The sequence below is a fragment of the Proteus sp. fly-1089 genome (assembly GCF_040138965.1).
Taxonomy (GTDB): domain Bacteria; phylum Pseudomonadota; class Gammaproteobacteria; order Enterobacterales; family Enterobacteriaceae; genus Proteus; species Proteus vulgaris_B.
Genome location: NZ_JBEETS010000006.1, coordinates 66518 through 84580 on the forward strand (window position 1 = coordinate 66518; position 18063 = coordinate 84580).

Here is an 18063-nt window from a genome sequence, read left to right on the forward strand (position 1 = left end):
TTATAGACCGGTTAAATAGAAAACAAGAGCCAGTGCCGCAACACCGAATCCTAACCATGTCACATGGTGAGTCAGCAGGAAGCGACCACGCGCTAAACTGTTTTCAACCAATGACGCTAATACAAACACCACTAACAATTTCACTGCCATTAAAACTAACGCGATGATCAGTGCAATAAAGGTGAATTCTGTTGCTTTACCGAAAGGAATAAATATGGCTAAGAACAGTTCAGCCACTACAACTTGTTTTAAACCAAGACCCAGTTTCACCATGGCAAAACCAGAGCCTGAATACTCAGTTAATGGTCCTTCTTGTAACTCTTGTTCAGCTTCAGCAACGTCAAATGGCATTTTGCCCATTTCGATAAATGCCGCAAAAGCACAAGCTAATAAGGCTAACAGTGTTGCTGTGGGTGATACCCAACCTTGAGCCAGAGTTGCACTGATGGTGCCAACGTTGGTTGAACCCACAATTAAAGCCACCACAATCAGTGATAACACTAAAATTGGCTCGACTAACACACCCAGTGTTAATTCACGGCTAGCACCAATACCCGCAAATGGGCTTCCTGAATCCAGACCTGATAAAGAGAAGAAGAAACGATAAAGTGCAAACAAATAAATCAGTGCGATAAGATCGGCCGCGCCCGCAAACAGTGACGTTGCAGTAAAGACAGGCAGTGCCATGGCAACCACTAACATACTTCCAAGTAACACATACGGCATCACTTGGAAGATCACACCAGATTGCTCAGGTGCTACTGATTGGCGTTTAAACAACTTAAAGATATCTCGATAATCTTGCAAAATTCCAGGGCCTCGACGCGAATGCATCTTGGCGCGAATTGTGCGCGAAATACCTGTACATAACGGGGTTATCGCCAGCAAAAAGAGTGCTTGAATTAGTGCGAATATTCCCATCATTAACGTAGGTGCTTCTTGGAAAGTCATAAGTCCCTCTCCTTACGCTGCGATGACTAAAAGCAAGATGACCAGCGCTGCAACAACGTATAGACAGTAAAGCCTAAAATCCCCGCCTTGTAGGCATTGGATACGTTTTGCAAATCGTTGGATCCCACGAACCAGAGGATAAATAATGCGTTCATCCCAGAATGGTTCGACCTTTTCAGCACCGAGCTGTGTTTTATTAAAACCACGAGACAGCAATGGAGATGGATCAAGCTGTTTACGCATACGATAAAGTGGTGCAAACATGCTACGTAGTGCTTGAGTAAAGCCACCTGCTGACACTGCCATGTCTTTTTCCCATACATAACCACACGCCCAAGGATTACCTTTACGACGAAACGCAGGTTGATTGCCTTTTAGGCCGAGGTAGATCAGGAATGGGATAAGCGGTAGAGCAATTAATAAAACAAATGTTAATGCTGGAGAGAACATTGCTTGTGATGCGGTATCAGGAACAAGCATTGCGCCTTGAGTCACAGTTAATGCACTGGTTTCGCTAAGTGACATTGCAATGTTTGCAATAATTGGTGCAACAAAAGCCGCCCCAACACCTAACACAACACAGAAAAGTGCTAATAAACCCATTGCAATCGTCATTGGTAAAGGCACTTCTTTCGCTTTTGTTGCTTGATCACTACGCGGACCACCACAGAAGCTAACACCATAGACTTTAACGAAACACATTGCCGCTAATGCACCCGTAATTGCCAGCATAATAATGGCGATAGGACCACTTAAGCGCATCACAAAATTACCTTCGTAACTCATCGAAAATAGCGATTGGTAGGTATACCATTCACTCACAAACCCGTTTAGTGGCGGTAAAGCTGAAATGGACATACAACCAATTAAGAAGGCTGTTGCGGTATAAGGCATTAATTTTGCCAATCCGCCCATCTTATCCATATCGCGTGTGTGAATTTGGTTAATGATGGCGCCTGCACCTAAGAATAATAATCCTTTAAACACTGCATGGTTTAATAAGTGGTATAACGCCCCTAATAGACCCAGTGCGGCAATAACAGGATGATTTGTTGCCATACCAACCATGCCAACACCCACACCCATTAAAATGATGCCGATATTTTCAACGGTATGCCATGCGAGTAAGCGTTTTAAATCGTGCTCTGCTAAGGCGTACATAACACCTAATACAGAAGAAACGGCACCAAACCCAAGAACAACAATGCCCCACCACATTTCTGTAGCGCCTAATAAATCGATACCGACTTTGATTATCCCAAAGATACCAATTTTAACCATTACACCTGACATTAATGCCGATGCGTGTGAAGGCGCTGCGGGGTGAGCTTTTGGTAACCAACTGTGTAATGGCAACATACCGGCTTTGGCACCAAAACCAAAGAAACCCAGTAAGAACACCACAGAAGCCATTGCAGGAGAAAGAGAGAGCTGGCGGAATGAATCAAAATCAAGGCTACCACTTTCACGCCACATCAAGAAGAAGGCAATCATGATTAACACGGAGCCTGCGTGAGCGATAAAGAAGTAAAGTAAACCTGCGTGAATAGATTCGTCATCTTGGTCAGCAATAACTAAGAACCAAGAAGCCAGTGACATCATTTCAAATAGGATAATAAAGTAAAACGCATTATCCATCACCACTAAGCCAACCATAGAAGCAATAAACAGATTCATAAAGAATCCCATGCTCCAAGCGCCACGTCCTTTATATTCTTGCACATAAGCAAGAGAATAAAGCGCACACACACTGACCAATAATGAAATGACAAACACCATAAAGGCGCCTAACATATCCATGCGTACCACGAAGGCTGCAAATTCAAATGGGCCTGCCACGGTAAAAGTGGCGATTTCACCACCCAAAATAACCGGTAATGCACTTAAAATACCTAATACACCGCCGATGATTGCGCTGATCCCTGAAATAAGGATTGCCAACCCTTCCTGTTTCTTTAAAAACAGTGCAATAACGCCACCAACAACATACAGGATGACTGACCACAGCAGTAACTGAAGAGGTTCCATATTACTTCCGCTCCTGTGTCAAAGTAGATAAATCGTCAAGACTCGTAATAGGTTCCATCACAGAATCTAAGCGACGCGTTTTCATCTGCTCTTCAAGTTTGTCTTCTTCAACTAAATGCAATGCATCTGTCGGACACACCTTGACACAAGCAGGACCTTCATCAGAGAAAGCACACAAATCACATTTCACTGCAATTGCACGAATACCCACATTCCACGCAAGAAATGGGTTGGTTGTTGGAAGACTTGCTGGCACATCGGCCAACATTTCTTCAGGAACAAAATGTTCAAAGACAGCTGGTAAGTTAACGGGTTTGCTACCTGATGGTGTAATTGCCCCAAAGGGACAAACCAGACCACATAACTTACAGCCAATACACAGGCTCTCATTAAGAAAGATCATATTATCTTCATGAGTAATGGCATTGACTGGGCACACGCGAGCACAAGGAGCATCCTCACAGTGCCGACAAAGCATCGGGGCTGTCTGATCCTCCACTTTTACCACTGTAAGACGCGGGTGCGCCTGTAATCCCACAGCTTGATGAACTTCCGAACAAGCTGCCATACAGGTATTACACCCTATGCATCGTTGTGGCTCTGCAATTACAAAGCGATTCATTCGCCACATCCTCCGAGAAAAACGTTTAACAGCATGACTGTCGTCAATTTTTCTTTAGATGAAGCATATTTCGTGCCAAGAGAGGATTTATTTTATTTACATTTAAAATCAATGAATTAAAAAATAAAATGAAAATAAAAAATGACGTGTCGACAATTATGACGTTGACAGTAAGTGGTGAGTTCTAAACAACAATTTCGTCGTCACTATGATTAGGTATCAAAAATGGCGAAGCACAAAGAAAAAAATAGCTGAATTATCTTTAGATAACTCAGCTAACTTTAAACACGTAATATTAATGTTTTCTTTTATAACATAAGATTAAGGCATTAAAGGAGATACCAGAGGTGTTCTTTCATCATTAACCACTTTACCAAAACGCTCACTGCCTGCATTCCAATCGGTGATTGCTTGTTGAATTTCTTCTTTGCTACGACCAATAAAATTCCACCACATCAAAATTTTTTCATTTAAAGGTTCACCACCTAAGAAAAGAATTTGTGCATTGTCACTTAGTTCAATTGTTAATGACTCAGCGTTTTGTATCCCAATATAAGCAAGTTCATTCGCAGCAAAGCGTTCCCCTTCTATTGTCATTTCTCCCGTTAAAACAAAAAGCCCATATTCGTATTTAGGATTTAATGATAAAGGAATGCGAGTAGCATGTTTTGACATAATATCCATGCCAACCATGGGTAATAAACATAATACGGGAGAGCTGTGGTTTTGATAATCACCGATGAGTAACGTGAAGTCAGCGCCATCGGCTTGCCATTTAGGCAGATCAGGATAGTGATCAAAGCGCGGTGGCATATTTCTTTTATCGTTTGGTAGTACTATCCATAATTGTGCCAGATGAACTTCTTTTTTATCACCGTGACTATCTTCTGAATGGCTAATACCGTGACCGGCTGTCATTAAATTCACTTGTTGAGGTCGAATAACTTGCTGAAAACCTAAGCTATCACGATGTAAAATTTCGCCTTCTAACATCCAAGTAAAAGTTTGCAAGCCAATATGGGGATGTGGCGAAATAGCTAATTTATCGACAGTATCATTAAAAACGGTGGGGCCTAAATGGTCGAGAAAACACCAAGGTCCAATTAAGCGTTGTTTTTTATCAGGTAAAGCACGATAAGTTTCAATCCCTCCAACATCACGGGTTTTAGAGGTAATACGTAATGGGGCATTTACTGCGTCAGAGTGTTGATGTTCCATTGTTCACCTACTTTTTAATTTATTGTTAAGTCATAAAATACTTTATTTATTATCTAGTATAGATACTAAACCTTTATCTATTTAATAAGCAAAATATATCACTTAAATAAAAAATAAGCCTGATAATTCAGGCTTATAAAAGTGAATAATAAGAATGACTTAAATCTTATAAATTTTCTTTTCTATTTGTCTCATTGAATTTAAGCCAGATTGTAAATCTTCAGGTGTTGCTTCAGAAAAACCTTCTGTAAAGGTTGCTGATAAATAGGCATCAACCATCATTTTAGCTTTAAAAGGTGTTATTAATAAGCCACCCATTGCCATCATATTACAGTTATTAATTACCTTACAAAAACGAGCTGTCGTAATACTTTCACACACACCACAATAAACATTTTTATGTTTATTTGCACTAATACTCACACCCATTCCTGTACCACAGAAAACAAAGCCAATATATTCAGGATGTTCAGAAACAATCGAACCAACTTTATCGCCCACATCACAATAGCCAATAGGGCCTGATTCTGTGAGATCTTTTATTGTGTAATTTTTTTCTGACAAATAAGATTTAATCGTATTTTTAAGCTCAAATCCTGAAGGATCTGCTCCCATAATAATCGTTCTATTTTCCATATAGCCTCCTAAATTAACTCAAGTACTAATGGTAAATATAACTCATTGATAACATTTAAATTTAAAATAAACTCAAAGGCTATTATTTATATTTAACCTAAATAAAGTATAGATTAAAATTCTACTATTTGTGTTTAAGTGTGGGGATTTTACAAAAAAAGAAGAAATAAAGAATGGAAATTAATTCTATAAAGAAGTCAATTAACCTATAAAATAAGTTAATTTTATTACGTCATAAATTGAATTAATAAAAAATAAAAGAGATATATCAAAGTAAATGTCTATATTGAAAGGGTTTCCCTAGTACAACTAAAATATAAAATAAAGATCAATAATATTACAGGATTAATGTTTTTATCTATACTCTTCAATATCTCTTAAAGGAAAGTCAAAAAACTTAAAGTAAATATTGCTGTGGATTATCTTTACCAAAACAACCTACACACTCATTCTAAGAAAATGGTTATTTTTTACCAATTCCAATATTGAATAGAGCATTCATTTTTGGCATTCTAAATATAATAAAGGGATAAATAAATTATGAACAAAATAATAACATAAAAAATTAAATAATGCAGTAATACAAATTAATCAATTTTTTAGAAAGAAAATAGCATAGTTTATTCAATTATTATAAATTAAAAATAAAAAAATACCGCAGATAGTTAACATTATCTGCGGTAATTAATTATTGTACTTAACGTTACTCTCAGTAAAATAATCTACACGATTATTTTACGCGTGATACGTATTCGCCTGAACGAGTATCAACTTTGATGACTTCACCAATTTGTACAAACAGTGGTACTTTAACGACTGCACCTGTACTTAATGTTGCTGGTTTACCACCTGTACCTGCGGTGTCACCTTTCAGGCCTGGATCAGTATCAACGATTTCTAATTCAACAAAGTTTGGTGGAATAACAGCGATAGGACGATTATCCCACAGAGTTACGATACACTCAGCTTGGTCGATCAACCATTTAGCATTATCACCAACAGCTTTTTCGTCTGCAGCTAATTGCTCAAAAGTTTCGTTGTTCATGAAATGCCAAAACTCACCGTCGTTGTACAGGTAAGTTAAGTTGATATCCATGACATCAGCACCTTCTGCTGAATCAGTAGATTTAAATGTTTTTTCTAGTAATTTGTTAGAGATCAGTTTACGCAGACGTACACGAGCAAATGCCTGACCTTTACCTGGTTTAACAAATTCACATTCAGTAATGACGGCTGGCTCGCCATCTAACATGATTTTAAGACCTGAACGAAAATCGTTGGTATTATAAGAAGCCATGAATATCCTCTAACTTTTTTAATTTAAAATGGCATAGCCAAAAAATGGCACACATTGTAACTCATAATCACCCCACCAGAGAAGTCTGGTTAACACAACTCGCGCAGGCAATCAGTGATCCTGTTGAATTACTCCAACTTTTAGCATTGGAACATCACGCTGATCTCCAAAAAGGGGCTCAGGCGCGACGGCTTTTTCCGCTACGGGTTCCCCGTGAATTCGTTGCACGCATGAAAAAAGGCGATCCTAACGATCCATTACTTTTACAAGTATTAACTGCAAATGCTGAATTTACCATAACACCGGGATTTTCTACGGACCCGTTAGATGAGCAACAAAATGCGGTGCCAGGTTTATTACATAAATATCAGAATCGTGCATTGCTTCTGGTCAAAGGTGGTTGCGCTGTCAATTGCCGCTACTGTTTTCGTCGTCATTTTCCCTATGAAGATAACAAAGGAAACAAGGCAAATTGGCACAAGGCAATAGAGTATATCAAAAATAACCCAAAACTCGATGAAATCATCTTCTCTGGGGGCGATCCTCTTATGGCAAAAGATGATGAACTTGATTGGTTAATAACACAACTAGAAGCAATCCCTCATCTTAAGCGTTTACGCATCCACTCTCGCCTACCTGTGGTTATTCCTGCTCGCGTCACTGATGCGCTATGTCAGCGCTTACAACAATCACGTTTGCAAAATATCATGGTACTGCATATCAATCACGCTAATGAAATTGATGATACATTGAGAGAAGCGTGTTTAAAGTTAAAAAAAGCCAATGTGACTTTATTAAATCAAGGTGTGTTATTGCGGGGGGTTAATGACAGCGCTGAAGTTCTCGCCGAGCTAAGTCGCGCCTTATTTGATGCTGGTGTTATGCCTTATTACTTGCATGTTCTAGATAAAGTACAAGGCGCGGCCCACTTTATGGTGCCAGACAGAGAAGCTAGAGAAATTATGAAAGGACTTATGAGTTTAGTATCAGGTTATATGGTACCTAAACTCACGCGTGAAATTGGTGGCGAACCAAGTAAAACGTTGTTAGATCTTGGGTTACGCCAGCAATAATCAATATGACAGAAACAAAAAAGCTGTAGCTCAATTCAAATAGATGAAGTGACTACAGCTTTTTTATCTATTAGCAGACTAATAAATAGTGAATAAATTAAATGCCCTTATTGGCATTTATAAACTTGTCCACTCATTTTGCTATCTAATGGTGCAAAGCTATCAACAAAGCTACCTGCGCCAGTACCAACATTAAAAATAACGTTACCACCCATTGCAGCTGCTTTATTACGTAAGTCGTTAGCAGCACCTCGCAGTGATTGGCTTTCAGTACGGGAACCTGATAACCAGTTATTTTGAACACCTGTCACTGTTCCTAATAATTGGCATTCACTGCCTGGTTGCGTATCAGTGATTTGTACCTGTGAGCCAGCAGTGCTTAATGTGTTTGTTGCAGAACAGCCTGCTAATAACAACGCTGCAGCAGCTCCCAATAACAATTTAATTCGCATGATCCCCTCATTTATTTGAGTGTCCGTTTAGTCAAGACAACAATATACCTTGTCATCCCTCTTATGCGCAAAAATAAATCATTATTACTATCTCACATTAGCCAATAGCCTTAAGATATTATTTTCGCTTTAAACTTATTTTAACGTACAAATTCGGCTTTGAGATAGACAAAGCAACAATGCCTCTATTCTACACCGCTTTTATGCTTTTAAAATGATCTGTCCTATTTTCAGCCTACACAGTGCGAGAATGAACACACTATTTGTTCATTTTTTAAAAATCGTCAGACAATCAATAATCACCTGACGATAATATTGGCCTAAATTAACTCAAATGATGATTCAGCGCTTCTTCTTTTAAATCTAATTCATGGCGTAAACGATGAAAAATATGCTCGCTAATATGACGTGATTTACGCAGTTGTTGTAATGCATCACGTTCAACCTTTAATGCACTACGAGATAATTTACGTTCCATACTAAACAAGCGCTTAAGATCAAGTGCACCTTCTTGCACACTATCTTCACTATCAAGACGACGGCTATAAATTTCTAATAAATGTGAACCTGCCTCATTGCGTAGTGACATTTCATCTAAGTCTTCACAAGGTTGATTCATTAATTCATTGATATGTGCAATTGCTGCTTCATTTAAAGCTAAGCGTGTACGAATTTCATCATTTTCATAAGGTAAATCTTCTGATAGCCCTTTAGTTAAAATCGGCAATGCAATTGTTGCGATTAATAATGAGCAAAGAATAACGCCCATAGCAATAAAGATAGCCAGATCGCGTGTTGGAAAAGGTGAGCCGTCAGTCATTAATAAAGGGAGTGTTAAAATACCAGCTAATGTAATTGCACCTCTCACCCCAGCAGTTGCCATAATTGCCATCAAACGTAAATCATGACGCGATAAATGCTTATTCGGTGAGCGGAATACCGTTAACCACATTGAGATCCATACCCATGCAAAACGTAGCACAGCAAGGGCTATTGTAATAACAATAATATAACCTAACACAGCCCAAGGATTAGTAGCCCCAGCGGATTGCGTTACTTCAGGTAAAATTTTCCACATTGCCGGAAGTTGTTCACCTAATAAAATAAAGATCATCCCATTAAGCGCAACTTGAACCGTATCCCACACAGCCTTACTTTGCATACGTGTTGCGGCTTGCATACGACCCACAATTTTCTCGTAGTGCATTGCAATACCGGCAACAACAGCAGCAAGAATACCTGACACATGAACATGCTCCGCCAATAAATAAGCAAAAAATGGCATCAGTAAGCTAATCAAGATTTGGATAGCCGGATCTTCACCTGTGCGTCTCACCAAAAACTGATTTAACCGCCCAATAATACCCGCAACAATTAGACCAATTGCCGCCCCGCCTAAAGCCACAACTAAAAACTGTCCTGTGGCTGAAACAATAGAAAAAGATCCCGTTAATGCCGCAACAACCGCAAAGCTAAAACAAACTAAACCAGTTGCGTCATTAAGTAACGATTCCCCTTCTAAAATATGCGTCATACGAGAAGGAAGTGGCGAATTTACAGTCATAGCTGAGACTGAAACAGGATCGGTCGGTGACAAAATTGCCGCTAGAGCAAATGCAATCGCAAGTGAAACAGAAGGAATAAGCCAGTGAATAAAAAAGCCCATGCCAATTACGGTGACAACCACTAAACCGATCGCTAACGACATAATCGGTTTAATCTCTTGGAACAACGCTTCTTTGGGAATACGCCAACCATCTAAAAACAGCAATGGAGGAATAAAGAGGAACAAGAAAAGATGTGGATCAAACGCCACTTCAAAGCCAAAGATCGACAAACAAGCTCCTACAGCTATTTGGATCAACGGCAGAGGAATTTTTTCTGACAGTAATCGTGAGATAAACACACTCACAATCACGGCAAAAAGAAAGATGAGTACAATTGCGACGACAGACATGGTGAACACCCCAATTTATTTAATATTTTTTAAGCGGTGCAGTAAAAACGATCTGTTGTCTAGTTGTAAAGAAATAAGTTGTTTCTAATTATATAAAAAATGAATTATCTGATAATTCCTAAATCAGAGATGTTAAGCAAAATAACCTAACCATTAACCATATCGTTGATTTTTATTTATCGCTGACATAAAAAAACCCGAGCCTAAGCTCGGGTTTTCTTGTAAAACGGTAAGCTGATGAATTACATCATGCCGCCCATTCCACCCATGCCGCCCATACCACCAGCGCCACCTAAATCCATTTTGTCGTCTTTAGGTGAATCGGTGATCATCGCTTCTGTTGTGATCATCAGACCTGCGATAGATGCAGCAAATTGTAATGCAGAACGAGTCACTTTAGTTGGATCTAAGATACCCATATCAATCATATCGCCGTAAGCATCAGTTGCAGCGTTATAACCGTAGTTACCTTCACCCGCTTTCACGTTGTTTACAACAACAGATGGTTCTTCACCTGCGTTAGCAACGATTTGACGCATTGGAGATTCCATTGCACGTAATGCAACGCGGATACCTACTGTTTGTTCTTCGTTATCACCAACCATCTCACGCAGAGCGTTAGCAACACGAACCAGTGCAGTACCACCACCAGCAACAACGCCTTCTTCAACTGCTGCGCGAGTTGCATGCAGAGCATCGTCAACACGAGCACGTTTTTCTTTCATTTCAACTTCAGTTGCTGCACCGACTTTAATTACTGCAACACCGCCAGCTAATTTAGCAACGCGTTCTTGTAATTTTTCACGGTCATAATCTGAAGTTGCATCTTCGATTTGTTGACGGATTTGAGCTACACGACCGCTGATTGCGTCTTGGTCACCTAAACCATCAATGATTGTAGTAGTGTCTTTGTTGATAACAACACGTTTTGCTTGACCTAAGTCTTCTAACGTTGCTTTTTCTAACTCCATGCCGATTTCTTCAGAAATAACAGCACCGTTAGTTAACGTTGCGATATCTTGTAGCATTGCTTTACGGCGATCACCAAAACCAGGTGCTTTAACCGCAGCAACTTTAACGATACCACGCATGTTGTTCACAACTAAGGTTGCCAGTGCTTCGCCTTCAACATCTTCTGCAATGATAAGCAGAGGTTTGTTAGCTTTAGCAACACCTTCTAAAACAGGTAGTAATTCACGGATATTTGATACTTTTTTATCAACTAACAGAATGAATGGGTTTTCTAATTCTGCAGTACCTGTTTCAGGTTTGTTGATGAAGTAAGGAGACAGGTAACCGCGGTCAAACTGCATACCTTCAACAACATCTAGCTCGTCTTCTAAGCCAGTACCTTCTTCAACAGTGATAACGCCTTCTTTACCGACTTTGTCCATCGCCTGCGCGATCAAAGTACCAACGGTTTCATCAGAGTTCGCTGAAATGGTACCAACTTGAGCAATTGCTTTAGTATCTGAACATGGAACAGACAGTTTTTTCAGTTCTTCGACAGCAGCAATAACTGCTTTGTCGATACCACGTTTCAGATCCATTGGGTTCATGCCTGCGGCAACTGCTTTTAAGCCTTCGGCAATGATTGATTGTGCTAATACTGTTGCAGTTGTAGTACCATCACCTGCTGCATCATTGGCTTTAGAAGCAACTTCTTTCACCATCTGCGCACCCATGTTCTCGAATTTATCTTCGAGTTCAATTTCGCGTGCTACAGATACACCATCTTTAGTAATAACAGGTGCACCGAAAGATTTATCTAAAACAACGTTACGACCTTTAGGGCCTAAAGTTACTTTAACTGCATCTGCAAGAACATTAACACCACGTAACATTTTATTACGAGCATCTACACCGAATTTGACGTCTTTAGCTGCCATCGTATATTTCCTTTGAATTCGTTCAGTTTAAGAAGATCTTAAAAGAGAAAAATTATTCTTCTACAATTGCTAAAATGTCGCTTTCAGACATGATAAGCACGTCTTCGTTATCAATTTTTTCTGTTTTAACGCCATAACCGTCGTTAAAAATTACGATATCGCCAACTTTAACATCCAGTGGTTTAACGTCGCCGTTTTCCATAATACGGCCTTGACCTACGGCTAAAATTTCGCCACGAGTAGATTTACCCGCCGCGGTGCCAGTAAGGACGATACCGCCTGCTGATTTAGCTTCGACTTCTTTACGTTTAACAATAACACGGTCATGTAATGGACGAATCTTCATTAATAGTGCTCCTATAAAAAAGTCCATATCAGGATTAAGGTTGATACCAGTGCCTAAGATGAACCAGTACCATGACGATACAGGTGGGGGCATCCGGTAAAACTTCAAGGGGAGAAGTGTGTTTTTTTTTCAAATTTTCCCCTTTTTAGTCGATTATGCTTTGGGCTAATTATTTTTTATCAGAAAAATGGTCGTTATCCTGATCTTCACCCTTATTATTCAGTTGGTTACTCGGTGAATCTTCTTTGCGCTGATACTCACCTTCAAAGGTGGCGCCATTTTGACCAGAAGAAAATCCACTTTGTCCATGATTGCCTGAATAAACACGAATACGAGAAATTAATTTTGTCACTAACAGTGCTTGTAATGGTGGCAGTAACAACAGTAAACCTAAGAAGTCCGTAAAGAAACCGGGGATCAACAATAAAATACCCGCCAGTATTAACGAAACGCTTTTCACCATTTCAGCAGCAGGCACTTCACCCACTGCAAGTTTTTGCTGCATTGAAGCAATATTTTTTACGCCCTGATTTTTTACCAATGAGACACCAACACAAGAAGTCAGCACCACAAGGAATAGTGTTGTAAGTACGCCAATCGAAGATGCTACATTGACGAAAATCACAGCTTCTATATAGATAAGAAGACAAATAACAATTAATGGGAGCCAACGCACTTGGTTCTCCTTTTTATAAAAAAAAGATTCATATTATTAATAGAAAGGAGTGTGAACTACATCTAAGGTGATGGTTTACGAACTCGCTTTTTCTTAGTTTATCTACATAATAATGGGGAGCCTAACACTCCTTTTCAAGGGGCGTTAAAAAGAGAAGTAGAACTGTAAAATCCATGAGATAGATCACAAAAAGAAAATATTTAGACGTTATTTACGTATAAAGTGATCCAGCTTAAAGGTATTTGTTCACAACCCGAATATGATCGTGTCAGTACCAAGCAAAACGGTAAGTTATATTACATTATTAACCGTTAACGATATATTTTATTAACAAGCGCATAACTAGACAGTTAAAATTTTAATAAGAAGGTTCTCATGTCAAATAAAACTCGTATCGAAGAAGACCTGTTAGGTAAAAGAGAAGTTCCTGCTGATGCTTATTATGGCGTCCACACTTTACGTGCAATTGAAAACTTCTACATCAGTGATCGTACCATCAATGATGTTCCAGAATTCATCCGCGGTATGGTAATGGTGAAAAAAGCTGCTGCATTAGCAAACAAAGAACTTCACACTATTCCTCGTGAAATCGCTGATACGATTATCAAAGCCTGTGACGTAGTATTAGAAACAGGTAAACACATGGATCAATTCCCAGTTGATGTATTCCAAGGCGGTGCTGGTACTTCATTAAATATGAATACCAATGAAGTTATCGCAAACATCGGTCTGGAATTAATGGGCCACCAAAAAGGTGAATACCAATACCTGAACCCGAATGACCACGTCAATAAGAGCCAATCAACAAACGACGCTTATCCTTGTGGTTTCCGTGTAGCGGTTTATAACTCTGTTATCAAATTAACCGAATCTATCGAACTGCTGAAAGCTGGTTTTGATAGAAAAGCAGTTGAGTTCAAAGACATCCTGAAAATGGGTCGTACTCAATTACAAGATGCTGTACCAATGACTTTAGGTCAAGAATTCCATGCTTTCTCTGTACTGATGAAAGAAGAAATCAAAAACCTGAAACGCACTGCTGAGTTACTGTTAGAAATGAACTTAGGTGCAACTGCTATCGGTACTGGTCTGAACACAGCTCCTGGTTACCAAAAACTGTCTGTTGAAAAACTAGCAGAAGTCACTGGTTTAGCTTGTGTTCCAGCAGAAGACTTAATTGAAGCAACTTCTGACTGTGGTGCTTATGTAATGGTTCACGGCGCATTAAAACGCTTAGCTGTGAAAATGTCTAAAATCTGTAATGACTTACGTTTACTGTCTTCTGGTCCTCGTGCTGGTCTGAAAGAAATCAATCTTCCAGAACTACAAGCAGGTTCTTCAATTATGCCAGCTAAAGTAAACCCAGTTATTCCAGAAGTTGTTAACCAAGCTTGCTTTAAAGTTATCGGTAATGACACTTGTGTAACTATGGCTGCTGAAGCAGGTCAATTACAATTAAACGTAATGGAACCAGCTATCGGCCAAGCAATGTTCGAATCAATCGCTCTGTTAAGCAACGCTTGCCGTAACTTAGTAGAAAAATGTGTTGATGGTATCACTGCGAATAAAGAAATCTGTGAACACTTCGTATTTAGCTCAATCGGTATCGTTACTTATCTGAACCCATTCATTGGTCACCATAACGGCGACATCGTTGGTAAGATTTGTGCAGAAACTGGTAAGAGCGTACGTGAAGTTGTTCTAGAACGCGGTTTATTAACCGAAGAACAACTGGATGATATCTTCTCTATCGAGAACTTAAAAAACCCGGCTTACAAAGCAAAACGCTTCGATGATTAATAATTGTGTTTTATAACATGACACTGTTAAACATAAGAATGAGCTCTTAAAAATACAAGGCACGAACTCTTTAAGAGGCGTGCCTTTTTACTTGATTGTAAAAACAAAAATTTAACTTATCTTTCTCATTTTTTTAATTATCTCAAGGAGTAAACGCTATGTTAGCCGTAGAATTGATTATCGTTCTGCTGGCCATTTTCCTCGGTGCGAGACTTGGGGGAATTGGTATCGGGTTTGCCGGTGGTTTAGGGGTTTTAGTTTTAGCTGCTATCGGTGTTAAACCTGGTTCAATCCCTTTTGATGTTATCTCCATCATTATGGCTGTTATTGCCGCAATCTCTGCGATGCAGGTTGCTGGTGGTTTGGATTACCTTGTTGGGCAAACTGAAAAACTGTTAAGACGTAATCCAAAATACATCACAATTCTTGCGCCAATTGTGACTTATTTCTTAACTCTATTTGCAGGTACAGGGAACATCTCTTTAGCAACACTGCCAGTTATTGCAGAAGTTGCAAAAGAACAAGGCATTAAGCCTTGCCGTCCTTTATCAACAGGTGTTGTTGCAGCTCAAATCGGTATTACTGCATCTCCTATCTCTGCTGCAGTTGTGTACATGGCATCAGTCATGGAAAACCCAGCAATGGTCGGTGAAGGTAATACAGTAAGCTATATCACACTGTTATCTATCTTATTACCAGCAACCTTCCTAGCAATCATCCTGATGTCATTCATCGTATCTTGGGTATTTAACTCAAAACTATCTGATGATGCTGTCTATCGTGAGCGTTTAGAACAAGGTCTGGTTGAGTTACGTGGTAGCCAAGAACGCAGAGAAACATTACCAGGTGCTAAATCATCTGTAATGCTGTTCTTACTGGGTGTTGTCTGTGTTGTTACTTATGCAATCATCAACAGCCCAAGCTTAGGTATCGTGAAAGAACCGTTAATGAACACCACTAACGCTATTCTTATCATCATGCTGAGTGTTGCAACGCTTATCACTGTTTTCTGTAAAGTTAAAACTGATACCATCCTCAACTCAAGTACTTTTAAAGCAGGTATGAGTGCATGTATCTGTATTCTGGGTGTTGCATGGTTAGGTGATACTTTCGTTTCAAGTAACATTGATTGGATCAAACTGACTGCGGGTGATTTGATCACTGGCCATCCTTGGTTATTAGCCGTTATCTTCTTCTTCTGTTCTGCACTGTTATATTCACAAGCAGCAACAGCAAAAGCATTAATGCCAATGGCTTTAGCGCTAGGTGTATCTCCATTAACTGCAATTGCATCTTTCTCTGCGGTTTCTGGTCTGTTCATCCTGCCAACTTACCCAACACTGGTTGCGGCAGTCCAGATGGATGACACAGGTACAACCCGTATCGGTAAATTAGTCTTCAACCACCCATTCTTTATCCCTGGTACAATTGGTGTGGTATTAGCTGTCGGATTTGGTTTCCTCTTCGGCGGTATGATCCTGTAGTTTGAAGTAAAAAATTAAAACATTGCAAAAAAGCGCCTAGCGCTTACAAGAAATAAAAAAACAAAAAAATACCCTATCGCAAGATGGGGTATTTTCATTTTACCCGGTCACCTCTTACTTTCATTTTTAGTTAAAGTCTGCTAATTATGATGTTTTCGCGACAACGTGATTTAAGGAGATTTCCGTGCAACGTGAAGCGTTATTAGACCACGTACTTATCCAGCTAGAGCAATATGGCTTAGCGGCGACTTTACCAGAGCTTCTTCAAGACTCGGGTATTAATGAATCTCAACTTCACCCATTTTGGCCTGATAGAGATGCCTTAATTTTTGATTGTCTTCGCCATCACGGGCAACAAATTGATATTTGGCAACGCCAAGTTATGCTAGATGAAGAACTGACGATCGAACAAAAGTTACTGGCTCGTTATGATCAGCTCACTATACGTTTAGAGAAAAACCGTTTTCCTGGTTGTTTATTCGTTGCAGCATGTAGTGCATACCCTGATGAACACTCTCAAATCCACCAATTAAGCCAACGTCAAAAACAGAGCTCATTTGATTACTCTAGAACGCTACTACGCGAGCTTGATATCGAAGACAGTGAGTTAGTTGCTAAACAAATGGAACTCATCTTAGAAGGCTGTTTAAGCCGTTTAATGGTCAATCATCATGCTGATGATATTATTACAGCAAAATTATTGGCAGAGGATATTCTTAAGATTGCTCAATGCCGAAAAAATGGTGCATTAAGTTAGTTATAAATGCAGGAAAACAAGAAAAACGGTCTATTTTTTCGTTTGTACTCAATTTTTCTCTGCTGAGTAGCAAAAAACAAATTTAATCATCAAAAAAAGAGAAAGTTTTCTCTTCGATATACAAAAAAGTGAATATCTTTACTGATTGTTATTTAAGCATTTTTTACTAAAAAATCGCTTATGATGAAAATTTAAACTCAAATAGAATAAAAAGAAAGCAAACAAACTTATTTTTGTATTTTTTATTAAAAAGACGTTGACGCATCCCGCTGAATACGGTTTAATGCGCCTCGTTAGCCCGAATAGCTCAGTCGGTAGAGCAGGGGATTGAAAATCCCCGTGTCCTTGGTTCGATTCCGAGTTCGGGCACCATCTTTAGAAAAACCAGCCTTAGGGCTGGTTTTTTGCTTTTATAGACTAAGCTAGTTGTTGTGATTAAGAAATACACTTCATCACCTTTTCCCTTTTCTACCTACCTCATTCCTATCTATTAGAAAGTAGATCAAAATAAATACAACACTATTAATAATATGCTAGTCCAGATATATTTGCCTCATATGAGAATAAGGAAGGTAGATTATGAAAAATGGAATTGAAGGCTTAATGTTAAAAAATGGGTTCACACCAAAATCTTCATTATTAGAAATAGCCATTCCTAATAATGGTGTTGATTTATCTAAAGGTTTTTTTATCATTATAGGGAAATGACTGGCATTTTGAGCTCTTGAAAGTGAATGATTTAATTCATAAATATATATTTTATCTTCCTTCCCATTTTGACAAAGGTTACCAATAGATTCTTGTGTTGAACACCCTGATGAAATTAACCCTTGTTTTTAATTTTTATTGTCAAATAAATAATGTTTGCCATTTTCAA

The 18063-nt window shown here is 39.0% G+C and carries 15 protein-coding genes, 1 tRNA gene and 1 pseudogene; 5 read left to right on the plus strand and 12 right to left on the minus strand.

All coding sequences use genetic code 11. From position 1 onward, the window contains the following. The 6 genes from ABN080_RS13520 to efp all read right to left on the minus strand — a co-directional run bounded on the left by ABN080_RS13520 (position 1) and on the right by efp (position 6752). Positions 1-951 (minus strand): respiratory chain complex I subunit 1 family protein, encoded by a 951-nt coding sequence (locus ABN080_RS13520; RefSeq protein WP_036934336.1) that lies wholly within the window; start codon positions 949-951, stop codon positions 1-3. 12 nt (positions 952-963) lie between these two features. Further along, complete coding sequence (gene hyfB, locus ABN080_RS13525; protein WP_349441253.1) at positions 964-2979, minus strand: hydrogenase 4 subunit B; 2016 nt, start codon at positions 2977-2979, stop codon at positions 964-966. A 1-nt stretch (position 2980) separates the two neighbouring features. Next, positions 2981-3601, minus strand: a complete 621-nt coding sequence (locus ABN080_RS13530; protein WP_072069038.1) for a 4Fe-4S dicluster domain-containing protein — start codon at positions 3599-3601, stop codon at positions 2981-2983. A 321-nt stretch (positions 3602-3922) separates the two neighbouring features. After that, positions 3923-4819, minus strand: a complete 897-nt coding sequence (locus ABN080_RS13535) for a pirin family protein (RefSeq protein ID WP_072069040.1) — start codon at positions 4817-4819, stop codon at positions 3923-3925. A 159-nt stretch (positions 4820-4978) separates the two neighbouring features. Next, positions 4979-5455 carry an RpiB/LacA/LacB family sugar-phosphate isomerase gene (locus ABN080_RS13540; protein WP_072069044.1) on the minus strand — a complete coding sequence of 159 codons (477 nt, stop codon included), beginning with the start codon at positions 5453-5455 and terminating at the stop codon, positions 4979-4981. A gap of 730 nt (positions 5456-6185) precedes the next feature. Then, entirely contained in the window at positions 6186-6752 is a 567-nt protein-coding gene (gene efp / locus ABN080_RS13545; protein WP_006536168.1) for an elongation factor P, read from the minus strand. Positions 6753-6796: 44 nt separating this feature from the next. On the opposite strand from efp, the gene epmB reads away from it, so the two are divergent. Then, positions 6797-7825 (plus strand): EF-P beta-lysylation protein EpmB, encoded by a 1029-nt coding sequence (gene epmB / locus ABN080_RS13550; protein ID WP_164526762.1) that lies wholly within the window; start codon positions 6797-6799, stop codon positions 7823-7825. A gap of 107 nt (positions 7826-7932) precedes the next feature. On the opposite strand, the gene ABN080_RS13555 is transcribed toward epmB, so the two are convergent. The 5 genes from ABN080_RS13555 to ABN080_RS13575 form a co-directional block, all read right to left on the minus strand. Next, the gene (locus tag ABN080_RS13555) at positions 7933-8277 is read right to left on the minus strand and encodes a DUF4156 domain-containing protein (RefSeq protein ID WP_023582946.1); all 345 of its coding nucleotides are present in this window, start codon (positions 8275-8277) and stop codon (positions 7933-7935) included. A gap of 325 nt (positions 8278-8602) precedes the next feature. After that, positions 8603-10234 carry a Na+/H+ antiporter gene (locus ABN080_RS13560; RefSeq protein WP_196554487.1) on the minus strand — a complete coding sequence of 544 codons (1632 nt, stop codon included), beginning with the start codon at positions 10232-10234 and terminating at the stop codon, positions 8603-8605. A 242-nt stretch (positions 10235-10476) separates the two neighbouring features. Then, complete coding sequence (gene groL / locus ABN080_RS13565; protein ID WP_196554488.1) at positions 10477-12123, minus strand: chaperonin GroEL; 1647 nt, start codon at positions 12121-12123, stop codon at positions 10477-10479. 52 nt (positions 12124-12175) lie between these two features. After that, positions 12176-12469 (minus strand): co-chaperone GroES, encoded by a 294-nt coding sequence (locus ABN080_RS13570; protein ID WP_036914050.1) that lies wholly within the window; start codon positions 12467-12469, stop codon positions 12176-12178. Positions 12470-12638: 169 nt separating this feature from the next. Then, a complete protein-coding gene (locus ABN080_RS13575; RefSeq protein ID WP_196554489.1) occupies positions 12639-13145 on the minus strand; it encodes an FxsA family protein in 507 nt (168 codons plus the stop codon). A gap of 375 nt (positions 13146-13520) precedes the next feature. Between ABN080_RS13575 and aspA the strand changes: the two genes are divergently transcribed. The 4 genes from aspA (at position 13521) to ABN080_RS13595 (ending at position 17558) form a co-directional block, all read left to right on the plus strand. After that, a complete protein-coding gene (gene aspA, locus ABN080_RS13580) occupies positions 13521-14945 on the plus strand; it encodes an aspartate ammonia-lyase (RefSeq protein ID WP_196554490.1) in 1425 nt (474 codons plus the stop codon). A gap of 158 nt (positions 14946-15103) precedes the next feature. Next, on the plus strand, positions 15104-16429 hold the full coding sequence (locus ABN080_RS13585) for an anaerobic C4-dicarboxylate transporter (protein WP_072069058.1): 1326 nt from the start codon (positions 15104-15106) through the stop codon (positions 16427-16429). Between the two features lie 184 nt (positions 16430-16613). Next, positions 16614-17186 (plus strand): division control transcriptional repressor DicD, encoded by a 573-nt coding sequence (gene dicD / locus ABN080_RS13590; RefSeq protein ID WP_196554491.1) that lies wholly within the window; start codon positions 16614-16616, stop codon positions 17184-17186. A 296-nt stretch (positions 17187-17482) separates the two neighbouring features. Then, positions 17483-17558: transfer RNA gene (locus ABN080_RS13595), tRNA-Phe, on the plus strand. Between the two features lie 260 nt (positions 17559-17818). On the opposite strand, the pseudogene tssD reads toward ABN080_RS13595, so the two are convergent. Then, a pseudogene (tssD, locus tag ABN080_RS13600) lies at positions 17819-18057 on the minus strand (type VI secretion system tube protein TssD); the annotation flags it as partial. Between the last annotated feature and the right edge of the window lie 6 nt (positions 18058-18063).